This window comes from Streptomyces sp. HP-A2021 (assembly GCF_022807935.1).
Lineage (GTDB): Bacteria > Actinomycetota > Actinomycetes > Streptomycetales > Streptomycetaceae > Streptomyces > Streptomyces afghaniensis.
In genome coordinates, this window is the sequence record NZ_CP094344.1 from 6,281,886 (window position 1) to 6,298,622 (window position 16,737).

Genomic DNA, 16,737 nt, shown 5'->3' on the forward strand with positions numbered 1-16,737 from the left:
GTCGTCCGTCCCCTCACATCCGGAAGACGCCGAACTGGGGGTCACCCAGGGGCGCGTTGGCGCACGCGGTCAGGGCCAGGCCCAGGACCTGCCGGGTGTCCAGCGGGTCGATCACACCGTCGTCCCAGAGGCGGGCCGTCGCGTAGTAGGCGTTCCCCTGGCGCTCGTACTGGGCGCGGATCGGGGCCTTGAAGGCGTCCTCGTCCTCGGCCGGCCAGGACTCGCCGCGCGCCTCCAGCTGGTCGCGCTTGACGGTCGCGAGGACAGAGGCGGCCTGCTCGCCGCCCATGACGGAGATCTTGGCGTTCGGCCACATCCACAGGAAGCGGGGGGAGTACGCCCTGCCGCACATCGAGTAGTTGCCGGCGCCGTAGGAGCCGCCCACCACCACCGTGAGCTTCGGCACGCGGGTGCAGGCGACGGCCGTGACCATCTTGGCGCCGTGCTTGGCGATGCCGCCCGCCTCGTAGTCCTTGCCGACCATGAACCCGGAGATGTTCTGCAGGAACACCAGCGGGATGCCGCGCTGGTCGCACAGCTCGATGAAGTGGGCGCCCTTCTGGGCGGACTCGGAGAACAGGATGCCGTTGTTGGCGACGATGCCCACCGGGTGGCCGTGGATCCGGGCGAAGCCCGTGACCAGGGTCTGGCCGAACTCGGACTTGAACTCGGCGAAGCGGGAGCCGTCGACCACGCGCGCGATGATCTCCCGTACGTCGTACGGGGTGCGGGAGTCGACCGGGACCGCGCCGTAGAGGCCGTGGGGGTCGACCTTGGGTTCCGTGGGTTCCGTGACCTCCCAGGGGAGCTTCCCGCGCGCGGGCAGGGTGGAGACGATGGTGCGGACGATGCGGAGCGCGTGCGCGTCGTTCTCCGCGAGGTGGTCCGTGACGCCCGAGACGCGGGAGTGGACCTCGCCGCCGCCGAGCTCCTCCGCCGTGACGACCTCGCCCGTGGCCGCCTTCACCAGGGGCGGGCCGCCGAGGAAGATCGTGCCCTGGTTGCGGACGATCACCGCCTCGTCGCTCATCGCCGGGACGTACGCCCCGCCGGCCGTGCAGGAGCCGAGGACGGCGGCGATCTGGGGGATGCCGGCGCCGGACATGCGGGCCTGGTTGTAGAAGATCCGGCCGAAGTGGTCCCGGTCCGGGAAGACCTCGTCCTGCATGGGGAGGAAGGCGCCGCCGGAGTCCACGAGGTAGACGCAGGGGAGGCGGTTGTCGAGGGCGACCTCCTGGGCGCGGAGGTGCTTCTTGACCGTCATCGGGTAATACGTGCCGCCCTTGACCGTGGCGTCGTTGGCGATGATCACGGTTTCGCGGCCGCTGACCCGGCCGATGCCGGCGATGACGCCGGCGGCCGGGGCCTGGCCCTCGTACATCCCGTCGGCCGCGAGCGGGGCCAGCTCCAGGAAGGGCGAGCCCGGGTCGAGGAGGGTGTCGACGCGGTCGCGGGGGAGCAGCTTGCCGCGCGCGGTGTGGCGGGCGCGGGCCTTCTCGCCGCCGCCCTGCGCGGCTGCGGCCAGCTTGGCGCGCAGCTCCTCCACGAGGGCGTGGTGCGCCTCCTCGTTGGCCCGAAAGGCCTCCGACGCGGGGTCTGCCGCGCTCGTGAGCTCCGGTGCCTCGTGCATCCTGCGGTCCCCTCACCTTGTTAATGAGCGTTAACGCATTTCCTTCAGGTTAACGACCGCTAACCTCCCTGTCTAGAATTGTTTTCATGGCCACCAGAACCGACGCCCCCACCCGACGCGAGCAGATCCTCAAGGAGGCTGCCCGGCTCTTCGCCGAGCGGGGCTTCCACGGGGTCGGAGTCGACGAGATAGGCGCCGCTGTCGGGATCAGCGGGCCCGGGCTGTACCGGCACTTCGCGGGCAAGGACGCGATGCTCGCGGAGCTGCTGGTGGGGATCAGTGGGCAGCTGCTGACCGGGGCGAAGCGGCGGGTGGCGGAGGCGGACGGGGGTGCGGGTGCGGAGGCGGTCCTCGACTCGCTGATCGAGGGGCACATCGACTTCGCGCTCGACGACCGGCCTCTGATCACCCTGCACGATCGCGAGCTGGACCGCCTCCGGGACAGCGACCGGAAGATGGTGCGGCAGCTCCAGCGGCAGTACGTGGAGCTGTGGGTGGGGGTGGTGCGGGAGGTGTATCCCGGGCTGGGGGAGCCCGCGGCGCGGTCGGCTGTGCACTCGGTGTTCGGGCTGCTGAACTCGACGCCGCATCTGGGGAGGGCGGGGTCTTTGCCCGGCCGGGGGGCCACGGCGGAGCTGTTGCATCGGATGGCTCGGGGGGCGTTTGCGGCGGTAGGCGTATAGCGGGGAGTTTGCCCACCCGCCCGCCCGAACCAGTTGGGCAAGAGGTGCCCTCACCTCGGGGCTCCGCCCCGGACCCCGGCGGGGATTCCGGCCTCCCCCGCCCTCGGCGGATCCGGAGCCGCCGCCTGCCCCCACGGAGTGGATCAGCGACCGGCGTCGCCGACCCACCCGGCCGGGCACCTTGGCGATTCGGTCGGCGTGGCCTTTCTCGTCGTGCTGGAGGCGAAGGCCCCCGGCCGAGCCGGCTCAGGTGGCCGGCTCGGCACGGGCGCGCTCCGGCTCGGGCCCGACGAGGTTCGGGCTTGGACTGCCGGGCGGGTCTAGGCGGTCGTTCTCACCCGCAGGGCGTAGAAGCGGGTCGTCTGGGTCTTGTTCTCGTTGTCGTCGCTGGCCAGGAGGACCTTCAGGGTGTTCTTCGTCCGGCCCGTGATCGTCATGGCCTCGATGTTGTCGAGGAGAGGGTTCGGCTGGGGTTGCTTGGCCGTCGCTCCCAGGGAGGGGCAGGACGCCAGGTCGGTCAGGAGGGTCTTCCCGATCAGGCGGGCCTCGGGGCGGGCCGGGAGGGTCTCGATGCCGCTCGTGTCCGTCGCCCCGCGGGGGTCGGCCAGGTAGAGGCGGACCGTGTTGCCCACGCCGGAGGTGAAGCCGCGCTCCAGGACCAGGAGGCGGCCGTCGGGGGTCGCCTGGACCTCGGGGACGCCCAGGCCGGGGTCCGTGCGGTAGGCGTACTGGGCGCCGAGGGCGAAGTGGCCGTGGGCCGTCCTGCGCCAGGTCTGGAAGCGGACGATCGTCGAGTCGTCGCCGGAGAGCGCGTACTCCATGGAGGCGAGCAGGGTACGGCCGCCGGGGAGCAGGGTCAGGCCCTCGAAGGTGCCGTTGGGCTGCGCGCGGCCCGCGGGGCTCACGCGCAGGGCGTCCGGGACCGGGAGGCGGTCGAGGAGCCTGCCGGTGCGGGAGTAGCGGCGGATGGAGGGCTCCGTCTCGGAGGAGACGAGGTACGTGCCGTCGCGGGCGACGGCCAGGCCCTCGGAGTCGAGCGCGGTGCCCTGCTCGTCGGCGAGCGGGACCACGGACCGGGGCTTCAGCGTCCTCGCGTCCAGGCGGAAGAGCGACGAGCGGTCGGAGAGGGCGGCCAGGGAGCCGTCGCGCTCCATGGCGAGGGCCGAGAAGTTGCCGACGTAGGTGTTCTCGTACGTCGTCTTGTCGAGCGCGTCGGAGAAGCCGTCGATGGAGACGGCCGGCGAGCAGGCGTGCCCGGTGTCGTGCGCCTGGGCGGGGCCGGCGGCACTCAGGCAGGTGGCAGCCGCCAGGCCTGTGGTGAAGAGGGCGAGATGGGTTCTCAGGGGCATGGGCGTCACCGTAGGGCGGGCCGGTGACGCCGGGTAGGACGCGTGGTGAAGGGTCAGCTCGCGGCCAGGTCCTTGTGGATGACCTTGGCCACGGCCTGGATGGTCGCGATGCCGTAGTTCATGGTGCTGTTGCCGTGGGTGAGCACGGTCATCACGTAGTCGTGGCCGCCGCCCTTGAACGCGCCGACGCTGTGCACCCGCCAGCCGTTCGTGGAGCGTTGCAGCCAGCCGTTCTTCACGGCCACGGTGACGCCGGACGGCACTCCGTACGGCGTGCCCCAGCGCTGGGACGAGACGACCTGCCCCATCAACTTCAGGATGTAGGCACGGGAGTTGTCGCTCAGGACCGCGTTCTTGGCGGTGAGGAGCTTCAGCAGCTTCTGCTCGTCGGTGACGGTGATCTGCGTCAGGCCCCAGTAGCCGTTCGCGCCGGGCTTGGTCTGGGTCATGCCGGCGGCGGTGAGGAAGCCCTTGATCTTCGTCATGCCGAGCTGCTTCCACAGGGTGGAGGTCGCGGCGTTGTCCGACTTGGTGATCATGGCCTTGGCGAGGGTGTTCTCGCGGTCGGTGAGATACCGGTTCGTCTTCTTCGCGTCCCACAGCAGCGTCGCGAGGACGGTGACCTTGACGACGCTGGCCGAGTCGTAGGCGGAGCTCGCCCGCAGAGTGCAGTTCGTGTTGGTACTGCGGTCGTAGAGGCCGACGGCGACGGTGCCCTTGCGGGTGGCGAGCGCGGCGGTGATGTCCTTCTTCAGCTTGGCGGCGAGCCCGGCCTTGGCGGACGTGCAGGTCACGGCCGGAGTGGCGGCGGCTGCGGGCGTGGCGGCGGCGACGAGCGGCACGAGCACACCCGTACCCACGGCCGCCGCCAGCACTCTCGCGCGGCGGGATATCCCAGAAGTCATGCACACCATGACTCACCGGAAGGGGGCAAAGGTTGTAGCGATTGACGAAGACTTGTGCGAGTCGTTACCGGGCGCCGTGCGGTTTCACAGGACGCGGCCAGTTTCGTCACAGCGGCCACAAACCAGGTCTGTTCACGATGCCGGGGTGACGTCTGCCACCGAACCCCAGCTCCGCGCTCCCGTGCCGCCCTCACCCCAGCAGGCTCCTGGAACCTGTCCGGCTCAAGCCTGAACAGCTTCTACAGCGCCGCCGTGCTGAGCGGCACGCAGAGCTGGAAGGCCTGGTTCTTCGGCTCGTTGGACGCCGGGAACTTCCTCCGCCCTGGCCGAGGGCACGATGCACCCGTACTGCACGACCGCGCTCGCCCCGGGCGTCGCGGCGCTGTGCGCAGGCGGCGGTGTGCTGTTGCTGCGGGCCTTCCGCACGGACCGGCGGTGGGTGTGGGTGCTGCCCCCGGGCTGGGCGTCACGGCTGTCTGGGCGGCGGTGCTGCTGCGGCGGGCCTCCGGCTGGAACACCTGGCTGTGGCCTTCGATCCTGGTCGTCATGGCCCTCGCTCTCCTGGGCCTGTTCGTCTTCCGCTCGGGCGCCTCGGGGCTTCGGCTGCGGCTGCTGGCCGTGTCCGTGGCCGCGGCTGTGGTCGCGGCGGTGGCGGGACCGGCCGCGTACGCCTTTTCGGTGCCGTCCGGGTCGGGCGGTGGTGGCATGGCCGGTACGAACCCGACGGCGGGGCCGTCGACGGGCAACGGCTTCGGCGGGCCCGGGGGTGGTGGCGGTGGGGGTCGGGGATTCCCTCGCGCCGAGCGCAGTGGCGGCGGCTTCCCGGGAGGTGCGGCGCCCCCTGGTGGGCAGAACGGGCAGAGCAGGCAGGCCCCCGGCGGGACCAGCGGCTCCGGGGCCGGTGCCCGGCCCGGCGGCATGGACGCAGGCGCCGACAGCGAGCTCGTGGCGTACCTGAAGAAGCACCAGGACGGCGCCAAGTGGCTGCTGGCCGTGTCCAGTTCGCAGAGTGCCGCCCAGCTCATCATGAGCAGCGGGGAGCCCGTCATCTCCATGTGGGGCTGGTCCGGCAGCGACAAGGCGATGACGCTCGCCAAGCTCAAGGAGCTGGTGAAGAAGGGCGAACTGCACTACGTCCAGCTCGGCGGAGGCATGGGCGGGGGCCCCGGTGGTGACTCCTCCCTCAGCTCCGAGGTCACCGCGTGGGTGCAGAAGCACGGCACGGCCGTGAAGTCGACGGTCTACCGTCTCGACCCGTCCGACGTCGGCTGATCCCCGCCCCACCGGCGAACGGCCCCTGACTCCACGGTCGGGGGCCGTTCCACTGCCCCCTGCCGAAACTCTTGACGCCGCCTTTCCCACCGGGATACTTGCGGTCGACAGCGCGCCAACTGCCGTGTCAGCGAAGAGACTTCGTTGCCTCCGATCTGATGTCGAACAGCGGCTTCGCATGTCCGAGATCCCGAACGTCGTACGAGGTTTCGCAACCTTTGTCACGGCCACCCCCACAGGAGGATCCGCAATGAGCCCACGCAAGGCAGTCATAGCCGCCCTCACGGCCGCACTGCTGACCGGCCCGGCCGTCGCCCAGGCCGCCACCCCCCAGGCCACTTCCCAGGCCGCTCCCGCCCCGGCCCGCGAACGCGCCGCCGCGGCCACCATCACCTGGTCCCTCGTACGGGCGAGCAACCCCACCGAGGACCAGCGCACCGCCTACGACGCCATCACCCGGGCCATGAACGCGGCGGTGGCCCGCTACAACAACCTCAGCGACCTGGGCAAGACCATCACTGTCCGCTACGAGCCGGGCGTCCCCACCGCCGACGGCAACATCAACGGGACCATCCGCTTCGGCAGCAACCGCAGCTACATGAACGAGCGGACGGCCCTGCACGAGATCGCCCACACCATCGGCGTCGGCACCAGCTCGGGCTGGTCCCGCCTCGGCGGCAGCGGCACCTGGACCGGCGGGCAGGCGACCGCGCTGGTCAAGCAGTACGACGGCTCCGGCGCGAAGATCTCCACCGGCGGCGGCCACTTCTGGCCCTACGGCCTGAACTACGACAACGAGTGGTCGAACACGGCCGCCGACCGCCACGTCCACATCGTCGCCGCGATGGTCCGCGACGGCCTGTAGGCCGTGTTCGAGCCGTGCTCGAGAAGTAACTGGCGTCTGGGGTGGGCCGGCCGCAAGGTCGCGGGCGGCCCACCGCATCGTGTCTGTTGAGGAGGGCGCCGGGTACCCGGTTCATGCACGTGTGTGGGCCGAGGGAGAGGAGGCCGGGGCGGTGGCGGTGAAGGCGATGGGATGGGCGCACTCGTTCCCCATGTCCGAGGGAGTACGCGCCGGGCGGGAGTGGACACGCAGGCGTCTCGAATCCCTGCCCTGGGCCGCTGCGGAGCCGGACACGGTGGACGCCATCGTGCTGGCCGTGTCCGAGCTGATCACCAATGCGCACATCCACGCGCACAGCGACGCCCACCTGGTCCTCACCTGGGACGGCGACTGCCTTCATGTGAGCGTCCACGACGAGGACCCGACGCTGCCGCGCCAGCGCGAAGCAGAGCCGGGGGATGTCTCCGGCCGCGGAGTGGCGATCGTGCAGAAGCTCGCCGATGAGTGGGGGATGCGGTGCCAGCGGAACGGCAAGACGGTGACGGCATGCTTCTGCCCCGCTGACACCGGTACCGGAAACGACCGGCAGGACGGCAGCAGTAACTGAGTTCTGCTGATCAGAAGGGCATGCGGCCGCGGGAGCGACGACCTGCCGAACCGCTGCGGCTCACCGCGCGCGAACTGGTGTGGAAGGGCTTGCTGAAGAGCCGGCCCAGAATGCCGGGCGCCTTGCCGCCGACCCGGGCCCCGGCGCCGAGCGTACGTTGCGTGCCGCGTTCGGGGTGGCGGGAGAGACGGGGGACGAGGAAGGCCAGGACGGCCAGGACCACACACCCGACGATGACGGCGGCGACTACCATGATCAGCTCCCCTTCGCTGGTGGACGGATACATGGGTGCCCCGCTTTGTCCCGCCCATGTGAGGAGCGAAGGTGTGACCTTTCTCGAACGCGGCCCGGCCGGACCGGCCGGAGCTCAGTCCAGGTGCGTCGGCGCGAACATCCGCAGCACGGCCGGGAGCAGGACCACCGAGGGCCCCGGCGACGCGAGTTGCTTCGTGAGGTCCTGCTCCAGGTTCTCCGGGGTCGTACGGACCCCGGGGACACCGAAGGACTCCGCCAGTGCCACGTAGTCCGGCCGGGCCAGTTCCGTCGCCGTCGCCTCGCCGAACGCGTCGGTCATGTACTCGCGCAGGATGCCGTAGCCGCCGTCGTCGACGATCAGCCAGGTGACGTTCAGGCCGTACTGGCGGGCCGTCGCCAGCTCGGCGATCGAGTACAGGGCGCCGCCGTCGCCGGAGACGGCGAGGACCGGCCGGGTCGGATCGGCCACCGCAGCGCCGAGTGCCGCCGGGAAGGCGTAGCCGAGGCCGCCCGCGCCCTGGGCGGAGTGCATGTGGTTGGGGCCCTTGGCGTCGAAGGCCGACCAGGCCCAGTACGCGAGGATCGTCATGTCCCAGAAGGACGGGGAGTCGGCGGGAAGGGCCTTCCGCACCGACGCCAACACCTCCTGCTCCAGCGTGAGTTCCTGGGCGCTGATGCGTTCGGCGACCTTGGAGAGCAGCGCGCGGACGCGCTCAGGTGCCGTCGGGTCCTCCCGCTCGGAGACCGTCTCCAGCAGCGCCTGCAACGCGAGGCGGGCGTCCGCGTGGATGCCCAGGGCCGGGTGGTTGGACTCCAGTTTGCCGAGGTCGGCCTCGATCTGGATGACGCGGCCGCGCGGCTTGAACGTGTGGTAGTTGGAGGAGAGTTCGCCGAGGCCCGAACCGACGACGAGGAGTACGTCCGCGTCCTCCAGGAAGTCCGTGGTGTGGCGGTCCTCGATCCAGGACTGGAGCGACAGGGGGTGCGTCCAGGGGAACGCGCCCTTGCCGCCCGGTGTCGTGACGACCGGCGCCTGAAGCGTCTCGGCCAGCTGACGCAGCTTCTTCGACGCGTCCGCCCGGACCACCCCGCCGCCCGCGATGATCGCCGGACGGGCCGCCTTCGACAGCAGGTCGGCGGCCACGGCGGTCAGTTCGGGGCGCGGCGGCAGTTCCTCGGGAAAGGCGTCGCCGCCGGTCACCACCGGGATCGCCGTCTCGGCGAGCAGCACGTCCTGCGGGATCTCCACCCACACCGGCCCGTGCGGGGCGCTCAGCGCCGACGTCCAGGCCGCCTCGATCGCGGACGGGATCTGCGACGGGGTGCGGACGGTGTGGACCGACTTCACCACGCCCCGGAACGAGGCCGCCTGGTCGGGCAGTTCGTGCAGATAGCCGTGGCGGCCGCCGCCGAGCCCCGCCGTCGGGACCTGGCTGCTGATCGCCAGGACGGGGGCGCTGGCCGCGGCCGCCTCCTGGAGCGCCGCCAGCGAGGTCAGCGCTCCCGGCCCCGTCGACAGCAGCAGGGGCGCCGCCTCACCCGTGATCCGGCCGTACGCGTCCGCCGCGAACCCGGCGTTGTTCTCCACCCGCAGGCCGATGTACCTGAGGTCGGAGCGGCGCAGCGCGTCGAACATGCCGAGCGCGTGCTGGCCGGGCAGTCCGAAGACGGTCGTCGCGCCCAGCCCGGCCAGCGTCTCCACGACCAGGTCTCCGCCGGTGCGGCCGGGGGGAGGGTTCAGGGCGGCCTCCGTCTGGGCGGGCGTCGGGCGGAGCACCAGGTCGTGGTCGTGAGTCACTGCGCTTCCGAGTCCTTCCGGGCCGCGGCGATCTGGCGCGACATGATCGTGGTCAGTTCGTACGCCGTGTGGGACGCGGCCACCGACGTGATCTCCGCGTGATCGTACGCGGGGGCCACCTCGACGACGTCCGCGGAGACCAGGTTGCAGGACGCCAGCCCGCGCAGGATCTCCAGCAGTTCCCGCGAGGTCATGCCGCCGGCCTCGGGCGTGCCCGTGCCGGGCGCGTGGGCCGGGTCGAGGCAGTCGATGTCGATGGAGATGTACAGCGGCCGGTCGCCGATGCGCTGGCGGAGCTGGTCGGCGACCTCGTCGGCGCCGCGCCGGTAGACGTCCGCCGAGGTGACGATGCCGAAGCCCATCTTCTCGTCGTCGGTCAGGTCCTGCTTGCCGTAGAGCGGGCCGCGGGTGCCCACGTGGGACAGGGCGGAGGTGTCGAGGATGCCCTCCTCGACCGCGCGGCGGAACGGGGTGCCGTGCGTGTACTCGGCGCCGAAGTACGTGTCCCAGGTGTCGAGGTGGGCGTCGAAGTGGAGCAGGGCCACCGGGCCGTGCTTCTTCGCCACCGACCGGAGCAGGGGCAGCGCGATGGTGTGGTCGCCGCCGAGGGTCATCAGACGGGCGCCCGTCCCGAGCAGGTCGTCCGCCGCCGCCTCGACGGTCTCGACGGCCTCGTTGATGTTGAACGGGTTCACGGCGATGTCGCCGCCGTCCGCGACCTGGGCGAGGGCGAACGGGGAGGCGTCCTGCGCCGGGTTGTACGGGCGCAGCAGCCGGGACGCCTCACGGATCGCGTTGCCGCCGAAGCGGGCACCCGGCCGGTACGAGACACCCGAGTCGAACGGCACGCCCACCACGGCGACATCGGCCCGTCCGCCGACCTCGTCCAGCCGGGGCAGCCGGGCGAAGGTCGCGGGGCCCGCGTACCGCGGAACGCGGGAGGAATCGACGGGTCCGCGGGGGGTCTCGTTGCTGCTCATGAGGAAATGCCTTCTCTCCTACGCTTCATCGCGTATGTACTGCCATGCACTGCTATGTACTGCTTGCTCTACGACTCTACTGGGGAGCCGTGACCCGTTCGGACGGGAGTTCGGGGGACCGTCCGGCGAGCCGCTCGCGCCAGGCGGCGAGGACGGCGGCGTCGGTGGCGGGCGTGGCCAGGGAGACGGCCAGATAGGCGGCGAGCGAGGCGAGCAGGCCGTAGTAGACGGGCTCGTTGGCGAGGATGCCGTGGGTCGCCATCAGCACGATGACCGCGAGTCCGCCGACCACGACGGAGGCGAGGGCGCCGTACACCGTGCCCCGCTTCCACACCAGCCCGCCGAGGATCGGCACGAGCAGCCCGCCGACGAGGAGGTTGTAGGCGACGGTCAGCGCCTCCACGACGTTGTCGATCGCGATGGCCGTGCCGATCACCGCGAGGCCCATGATCAGGATGAAGGCGCGGTTGCCGCGCACCTCGTCGTGATCGGCGGAGGGCGCCTTGGCGAGCCCGCGCAGCCGGGACCAGATGTCGTTGTTGGCGACGGTGGCACAGGCGATCAGCGCGCCGGACGAGGTCGACATCACGGCGGCCAGGGCGGCGGCCAGCACCAGCCCCCGGACTCCGACGGGCAGTTCCTCCTTCACGATGGTCGCGAAGGCGTCGTCCGCGCTGCCGAGCTTCGGGTACAGCACCTTGGCCGCCGTGCCGATGACGGCACCGGCGAGGGCGTACGCGAGGCAGTAGGTGCCGGCGACGGTCCCGCCCCACTTGGCGGTCCGGTCGCTGCGGGCGGTGAACACACGCTGCCAGATGTCCTGCCCGATGAGCATGCCGAAGGTGTAGATCAGCACGTAGGTGAAGATCGTCTCGCCGCCGATGCCGAGCGGGTCGAAGTAGCCGGTGGGCAGCCGGTCCTTCATCTCGCCGAACCCGCCCGCCTTCACGACGGCGATCGGCAGCAGCAGGAGCAGCACGCCGATGGTCTTCACGACGAACTGCACCATGTCCGTCAGGGTGATCGACCACATCCCGCCGAGGGTGGAGTACGCCACGACGATCGAGCCGCCGAGGACGATCGCGAGCGTGCGGTTCATGTCGAACAGGACGTCGAAGATCGTGGCGTAGGCGATGGTCGAGGTCACCGCGAGCATGAGGGTGTAGGCCCACATGACGACCCCGGAGATGATGCCGGCCCGGCCGCCTCCGTACCGCAGGTCGAGCATCTCGGAGACGGTGTAGACCTTCAGCCGGGCGATGCGGGCGGAGAAGAAGACGGAGAGGGCGAGCAGGCCGAGGCCGATGGTGAAGACCATCCAGGCGCCGGACAGGCCGTACTGGTAGCCGAGCCCCACACCACCGATGGTGGAGGCGCCGCCGAGGACGATCGCCGCCATGGTGCCGGAGTACATGGCCGGGCCGAGGCGGCGGCCGGCCACCAGGAACTCGCTCTTGGAGCGGGCGCGGCGCATGCCCCACCAGCCCATGGCGAGCATCCCGGCCAGGTAGACGACGATCACGAGGTAGTCGACGGCCATGGGGCCTCCTTCGCGCACGCTCGCTCGGTGGGGACGAGGTTGACGAGCACTGACCCTAGGTGGCCGGAAAGCGACTGCGAAGTGTACGTTTCATCCACTGGAGCGGCGCTGGCCGGAGGGAACGCACATATGCCGGATTCGACGGTTCCCCCCACGCCCCCCGTTCCGCTGTCCGCTCTCCTGGCCCGCGAGGACCTGGCCCTGCGCCGGATCGCCGGCCCGGACGACCCCGGCACCGTCGTGCACTGGGTGCACACCTCGGAGATGGCGGACCCGTATCCGTATCTGCTGGGCGGGGAACTGCTGCTCACGGCGGGCGTGCACATCCCCGAGGCGGCGGGGTCCGGCACCTACTTCGACGACTACGTGTCCCGGATCGTGGCGGCGGGCGGCGCGGCCCTCGGCTTCGGGGTGGCGCCGGTGCACGACACCGTGCCGAGGGCGCTGGTCGCGGCGTGCGAGAGGTACGGCCTGCCGCTGCTGGAGGTGCCGGAGCAGACCACCTTCTCGGGCGTGGCCCGCGCGGTCTGGCAGCTGATGGCCCAGGCCCGCCTTTCGGAACTCCGCCGCGTGACGGAGGCCCAGCAGAGCCTGGCCTCGGCCGCCTCCCGCCCCGACCCGGTCCCGTCGGTCCTCCGGCAGCTCGCCCAGCGGCTGGGGGGCTGGGCTGTGCTGTACGGCCCGGAGGGGGCGGAGATCGCGAGCGCGGGCCGGGAGGCCGGGGAGGAGGCCGCCTCCGCGCTGGCGGAGCTGGCGGGGGTGGTGCGGCCGGCGGACGGGGGAGCCGGACGGCCCGCGGCCACTCCGAGCGCGCGCCCTCCGGCCGAGACTTCCCTGGCGGGCGGGGCGGCGCAGCCGGGCGGACCCGCCGACGCCAGGCGCCCGCGGCCGCGTGACGGGGCCGCCGATGCAGGCCGCCCTCAGCCTCAACCAGCCGGCCGGCCCTCGCCCCCACCTCAGCCCCCGGCGCCCACCCCCACCAACCGCCCCCACCCCACCTCCGCCACCGACACCGTCCCCGGCGCACACCTCGCCGCCTACGCCCTCGGTGCCGGGCGCGGCTTCGTGCTCGGGGTGGCCGCCCCGGGGCGTGCGCCGGGGGACCACACCATCGTGTCCGTCGCCGCCGTGCTGCTGTCCCTCCTCACCGGGGAGCAGCAGAGCGGCACCGGTGCCGCCCGCTCCTCGGCGCTGGTGCGGCTGCTGCTGGGGGCCGCGCCCGAGGATGTCGCGCCGCTGCTCGGCGACGGGCGGCGGTGGGTCGTCGTGCACGCCCGTCCGGACGGGGAGGGCGTACCCGACGCCGTCGCGGCCGCCGCACTGGGTGCCGCGCTCGGGTCCGCCCTGGTCGACCCGGCGGGTGACGTCGTACGGGTCCTGGTCCCGGCCGACCGGGCACCGGACCCGCTGCCCGGCTGGACCCTGGGCGTCAGCGCCGCGGTCGCCCCGGAGGACTGGCCCGCCGCCGACACCCAGGCGGCCCGCGCCCTGGCCCGCGCCCGCGCCACCCGCGCCCCGCTGCTCCGGCACGGCCCGCGCCCCGCCCTCGCCGACCTGGTCCCGCCCGACGAGGCGGCGGCCCACGCCCGCACCCTGCTCGCGCCCGTCACGGCCCATCCCGCGCTCCCCGAGACCCTGCGCACCTGGCTCTCCCTGCACGGCAGCTGGGACCGCACGGCCGTCGCCCTGTCCGTGCACCGCAACACCGTGCGGCAGCGCATCGCCCGGTGCGCGACCCTGCTGGAGGCGGACCTCGACGACCCGGACGTCCGCATGGAACTCTGGTTCGCGCTGCGGCAGATCTGAGTATGTGAGCGTGGTCCCGCTGAGTACGTGACGCACATCCCAGCGTGCGATACGCCAGGGCCGCCCACAGTCGGCTGCCTCACAATGGGAGCCATGCCGATACCCGGGACACCCAGCCGCGCCGAACTCGTCGACCACCTCGTCAGGACGCGCATCGCGGGCGACGTCGCCACCCCCCGCGAGAACAACCTCTCCCACTACCGCAAGCTGGCGAACGCCGACCGGCACTACTGGCTCGGCCTGGAACTCGGCGACCGCTGGAGCGACGAGCAGGACGTCCTCGCGGTGATGGCGGAACGGGTCGGCGTGAACGACGACCCCGAGCACCGGTACGGCCAGGACACCATCGACCCGGAGCTGACCGTCGCGGCCCTGGACCGGCTCGCCGGGCGGCTGCGCAAGGCTGCGGACGGGCAGCAGCGGGTCCTCTTCGCCACCGGCCACCCCGGCGGCCTGCTCGATGTGCACCGCGCGACGGCGGCGGCCCTGCGCGCGGCCGGCTGCGAGATCGTCGTCATCCCGGACGGGCTGACGACGGAGGAGGGCTACGTCATGCAGTTCGCGGACGTGGCGGTGCTGGAGCACGGCGCCACCCTGTGGCACACCCACTCGGGCGAGCCGATGAAGGCGATCCTGACGGCGATGGAGCGCGAGGGCCGCCCGCTGCCCGACCTGGTCGTCGCCGACCACGGCTGGGCGGGCTACGCGGGACAGCACGGCGTGGACTCCGTCGGCTACGCCGACTCCAACGACCCGGCCCTCTTCCTCGCCGAGGCGGAGGGCACCGTACAGGTGACGGTGCCCCTGGACGACCACGTGGTCAGCCCCCGCCACTACGACCCGATGACGGCGTACCTGCTGGCGGAGGCGGGCCTCAGCTAGTGCCCGCGTCCCGCGGGACGCGGACGACGCCCTCTTGGATCACCGTGATGGCCAGCCGCCCGTCCTGCGTGTGGATCCGGGCCTGTCCCAGTCCCCGGCCGCCGTACGCGGACGGGGACTCCTGGTCGTAGAGCAGCCACTCGTCGGCGCGGAACGGCCGGTGGAACCACATCGCGTGGTCGAGGGAGGCCCCGACGACATCCCCGACGGCCCAGCCGCCCCTCCCGTGCGCGAGCAGCACGGAGTCGAGGAGCGTCATGTCGGAGACGTAGGTGGCGAGGACGACGTGCAGCAGCGGATCGTCGGCGAGCTTGCCGTTGGTCCGGAACCACACCTGGGAGTGCGGCTCGCGCGGCTCGCCGAACTTCCCGTACGGCGGCTCGTCGACGTAGCGCAGATCGACGGCGGCCCGTGCCTCCAGGAACCTCTCCACGACCGTCGGGTCGAGATGGTCGTATCCGCGCAGCCGCTCCTCACCGGTGGGCAGCGTCGCGGGATCGGGCGCGTCCGGCATGCGCTCCTGATGGTCCAGCCCGTCCTCGTACACCTGGAACGACGCCGAGAGGTGGAAGATCGGCTTGCCGTGCTGGACGGCGACCACCCGGCGGGTGGTGAAGGAGCGGCCGTCGCGGATCCGGTCGACGGTGTAGACGATGGGCGCGCCGGGGTCACCGGGGCGCAGGAAGTACGCGTGGAGGGAGTGCGCGGGCCGGTCCTCGGGGACCGTGCGCCCGGCGGCGACGAGCGCCTGGGCCGCGACCTGCCCGCCGAAGACCCGGGGGACGACGGCGGACCGGGACCGGCCACGGAAGATGTCCTCCTCGATCTGCTCCAGGTCGAGCAGATCGAGGAGGTCTTGTAGTGCCTGACTCATGTGACTGTTGTACCGGCCACCGATTGCGGTCGGCTTACAGGCCCATGTCCTTCGCGATGATCGTCTTCATGATCTCGCTGGTGCCGCCGTAGATGCGGTTGACGCGGTTGTCCGCGTACAGGCGGGCGATCGGGTACTCGTTCATGTAGCCGTAGCCGCCGTGCAGCTGGAGGCAGCGGTCGATGACGCGGTGGGCGACCTCGGTGCAGAACAGCTTCGCGGAGGCGGCCTCGGCGGGCGTGAGCTCACCGGCGTCGAGGGCCTCGGTCGCCCGGTCGGCGACGGCCTCGGCCGCGTCCACCTCGGCCTGGCAGGCGGCCAGCTCGAACTTGGTGTTCTGGAAGTGCGCGACCGGCTTGCCGAAGACCGTGCGCTCCTGCACGTACTGCTTGGCGAACCGGACGGCGGCCTTGGCCTGCGCGTAGGCGCCGAAGGCGATGCCCCAGCGCTCGGAGGCGAGGTTGTGGCCGAGGTAGTAGAAGCCCTTGTTCTCCTCGCCGAGGAGGTCCTCGACGGGCACCTTGACGTCGACGAACGCCAGCTCGGCGGTGTCGGAGGTCTTCAGGCCGAGCTTGTCGAGCTTGCGGCCGACCGAGTAGCCCTCGGACTTGGTGTCGACGGCGAAGAGGGAGATGCCGTGACGGCGGTCCTCGGCCGTCGGGGCGGCGGTCCGGGCGCAGACGATCACGCGGTCGGCGTGCACACCGCCGGTGATGAAGGTCTTGGCGCCGTTGAGGACGTAGTGCGTGCCGTCCTCACTCAGCTTGGCGGTGGACTTCATGCCCGCGAGGTCGGAACCGGTGCCCGGCTCCGTCATCGCGATGGCCCACATCTCCTCGCCGGAGACGAACTTCGGCAGGTAGCGCTTCTTCTGCTCGTCGGTGGCGAGCATCTTGATGTAGGGCAGGGCGAGCAGCACGTGCACACCGGAGCCGCCGAACTGGACACCCGCGCGAGCGGTCTCCTCGTAGAGCACGGCCTCGAACTTGTGGCTCTCCAGGCCCGCGCCGCCGAACTCCTCGGGGACGTTGATCCCGAAGATGCCCAGCTCACCGAGCTTGTAGTAGAAGTCGCGGGGCGCCTGGCCCGCCGCGAACCACTCGTCGTACACCGGTACGACCTCGGCCTCGATGAAGGCGCGGATGGTCTCCCGGAACGCCTCGTGATCCTCGTTGAACACCGTACGGCGCACGCCGCCACCTCCAGGGACCTCGGTATGTCTAAGCGCTTGCTCAGACAAAGATACCGGCGAGTATCAACAACCGTCCAGGGTGGGGGCGGGGTAACGCTCGTCACGCCGCGGGATGAAAAC

The 16,737-nt window shown here is 71.6% G+C and carries 14 protein-coding genes and 1 pseudogene; 6 read left to right on the forward strand and 9 right to left on the reverse strand.

Features of this window, described 5'->3' with window-relative positions; translation table 11 throughout:
* Positions 1–13: 13 nt before the first annotated feature.
* On the reverse strand, positions 14–1,630 hold the full coding sequence (locus MQE23_RS28420; protein ID WP_020273323.1) for a carboxyl transferase domain-containing protein: 1,617 nt from the start codon (positions 1,628–1,630) through the stop codon (positions 14–16).
* Positions 1,631–1,716: 86 nt separating this feature from the next.
* Between MQE23_RS28420 and MQE23_RS28425 the strand changes: the two genes are divergently transcribed.
* On the forward strand, positions 1,717–2,313 hold the full coding sequence (locus MQE23_RS28425; protein ID WP_020273324.1) for a TetR/AcrR family transcriptional regulator: 597 nt from the start codon (positions 1,717–1,719) through the stop codon (positions 2,311–2,313).
* Positions 2,314–2,633: 320 nt separating this feature from the next.
* On the opposite strand, the gene MQE23_RS28430 is transcribed toward MQE23_RS28425, so the two are convergent.
* Both MQE23_RS28430 and MQE23_RS28435 read right to left on the reverse strand, forming a co-directional pair.
* Positions 2,634–3,662 carry an esterase-like activity of phytase family protein gene (locus MQE23_RS28430; protein WP_243380623.1) on the reverse strand — a complete coding sequence of 343 codons (1,029 nt, stop codon included), beginning with the start codon at positions 3,660–3,662 and terminating at the stop codon, positions 2,634–2,636.
* 53 nt (positions 3,663–3,715) lie between these two features.
* Complete coding sequence (locus MQE23_RS28435) at positions 3,716–4,567, reverse strand: serine hydrolase (protein WP_037669882.1); 852 nt, start codon at positions 4,565–4,567, stop codon at positions 3,716–3,718.
* A 319-nt stretch (positions 4,568–4,886) separates the two neighbouring features.
* Here MQE23_RS28435 and MQE23_RS28440 point away from each other — a divergent pair.
* From MQE23_RS28440 to MQE23_RS28450, 3 genes and pseudogenes are all read left to right on the forward strand, one after another.
* A pseudogene (locus tag MQE23_RS28440) lies at positions 4,887–5,800 on the forward strand (hypothetical protein); the annotation flags it as partial.
* A gap of 289 nt (positions 5,801–6,089) precedes the next feature.
* Positions 6,090–6,704: a hypothetical protein gene (locus tag MQE23_RS28445; protein ID WP_020273328.1), complete on the forward strand. Its 615-nt coding sequence runs from the start codon at positions 6,090–6,092 to the stop codon at positions 6,702–6,704.
* 151 nt (positions 6,705–6,855) lie between these two features.
* The gene (locus MQE23_RS28450; RefSeq protein ID WP_037669900.1) at positions 6,856–7,290 is read left to right on the forward strand and encodes an ATP-binding protein; all 435 of its coding nucleotides are present in this window, start codon (positions 6,856–6,858) and stop codon (positions 7,288–7,290) included.
* A 10-nt stretch (positions 7,291–7,300) separates the two neighbouring features.
* Here the strand turns inward: MQE23_RS28450 and MQE23_RS28455 are convergent, their stop codons facing one another.
* From MQE23_RS28455 to MQE23_RS28470, 4 genes are all read right to left on the reverse strand, one after another.
* Positions 7,301–7,543, reverse strand: coding sequence for a DUF6411 family protein (locus tag MQE23_RS28455; protein WP_037669902.1), 243 nt, complete (start codon positions 7,541–7,543; stop codon positions 7,301–7,303).
* A gap of 114 nt (positions 7,544–7,657) precedes the next feature.
* Positions 7,658–9,343 carry a thiamine pyrophosphate-binding protein gene (locus tag MQE23_RS28460; protein ID WP_243380624.1) on the reverse strand — a complete coding sequence of 562 codons (1,686 nt, stop codon included), beginning with the start codon at positions 9,341–9,343 and terminating at the stop codon, positions 7,658–7,660.
* Positions 9,340–10,323: an agmatinase gene (gene speB, locus MQE23_RS28465; RefSeq protein ID WP_020273332.1), complete on the reverse strand. Its 984-nt coding sequence runs from the start codon at positions 10,321–10,323 to the stop codon at positions 9,340–9,342. The genes MQE23_RS28460 and speB overlap by 4 nt, the downstream gene beginning before the upstream one ends.
* A gap of 76 nt (positions 10,324–10,399) precedes the next feature.
* A complete protein-coding gene (locus MQE23_RS28470) occupies positions 10,400–11,863 on the reverse strand; it encodes a sodium:solute symporter (protein WP_020273333.1) in 1,464 nt (487 codons plus the stop codon).
* A 129-nt stretch (positions 11,864–11,992) separates the two neighbouring features.
* Here MQE23_RS28470 and MQE23_RS28475 point away from each other — a divergent pair, with 129 nt between their 5' ends.
* Together MQE23_RS28475 and MQE23_RS28480 are read left to right on the forward strand one after the other, a co-directional pair.
* Positions 11,993–13,669 carry a PucR family transcriptional regulator gene (locus tag MQE23_RS28475; protein WP_243380625.1) on the forward strand — a complete coding sequence of 559 codons (1,677 nt, stop codon included), beginning with the start codon at positions 11,993–11,995 and terminating at the stop codon, positions 13,667–13,669.
* Positions 13,670–13,762: 93 nt separating this feature from the next.
* Positions 13,763–14,551, forward strand: a complete 789-nt coding sequence (locus MQE23_RS28480; RefSeq protein ID WP_020276752.1) for a phosphatase — start codon at positions 13,763–13,765, stop codon at positions 14,549–14,551.
* Here MQE23_RS28480 and MQE23_RS28485 read toward each other — a convergent pair.
* Together MQE23_RS28485 and MQE23_RS28490 are read right to left on the reverse strand one after the other, a co-directional pair.
* Positions 14,544–15,425 carry an acyl-CoA thioesterase II gene (locus MQE23_RS28485; RefSeq protein WP_020276751.1) on the reverse strand — a complete coding sequence of 294 codons (882 nt, stop codon included), beginning with the start codon at positions 15,423–15,425 and terminating at the stop codon, positions 14,544–14,546. The genes MQE23_RS28480 and MQE23_RS28485 overlap by 8 nt on opposite strands.
* Positions 15,426–15,459: 34 nt before the next feature.
* The gene (locus MQE23_RS28490) at positions 15,460–16,617 is read right to left on the reverse strand and encodes an acyl-CoA dehydrogenase family protein (RefSeq protein ID WP_020276750.1); all 1,158 of its coding nucleotides are present in this window, start codon (positions 16,615–16,617) and stop codon (positions 15,460–15,462) included.
* Positions 16,618–16,737 lie beyond the last annotated feature (120 nt).

Coding starts and splice junctions, on each gene's coding strand:
- MQE23_RS28420 (WP_020273323.1), bottom strand. CDS start 1,630: ATGCACGAGGCACCGGAGCTCACGAGCGCGGCAGACCCCGCGTCGGAG.
- MQE23_RS28425 (WP_020273324.1), top strand. CDS start 1,717: ATGGCCACCAGAACCGACGCCCCCACCCGACGCGAGCAGATCCTCAAG.
- MQE23_RS28430 (WP_243380623.1), bottom strand. CDS start 3,662: ATGCCCCTGAGAACCCATCTCGCCCTCTTCACCACAGGCCTGGCGGCT.
- MQE23_RS28435 (WP_037669882.1), bottom strand. CDS start 4,567: ATGACTTCTGGGATATCCCGCCGCGCGAGAGTGCTGGCGGCGGCCGTG.
- MQE23_RS28445 (WP_020273328.1), top strand. CDS start 6,090: ATGAGCCCACGCAAGGCAGTCATAGCCGCCCTCACGGCCGCACTGCTG.
- MQE23_RS28455 (WP_037669902.1), bottom strand. CDS start 7,543: ATGGTAGTCGCCGCCGTCATCGTCGGGTGTGTGGTCCTGGCCGTCCTG.
- speB (WP_020273332.1), bottom strand. CDS start 10,323: ATGAGCAGCAACGAGACCCCCCGCGGACCCGTCGATTCCTCCCGCGTT.
- MQE23_RS28470 (WP_020273333.1), bottom strand. CDS start 11,863: ATGGCCGTCGACTACCTCGTGATCGTCGTCTACCTGGCCGGGATGCTC.
- MQE23_RS28475 (WP_243380625.1), top strand. CDS start 11,993: ATGCCGGATTCGACGGTTCCCCCCACGCCCCCCGTTCCGCTGTCCGCT.
- MQE23_RS28480 (WP_020276752.1), top strand. CDS start 13,763: ATGCCGATACCCGGGACACCCAGCCGCGCCGAACTCGTCGACCACCTC.
- MQE23_RS28485 (WP_020276751.1), bottom strand. CDS start 15,425: ATGAGTCAGGCACTACAAGACCTCCTCGATCTGCTCGACCTGGAGCAG.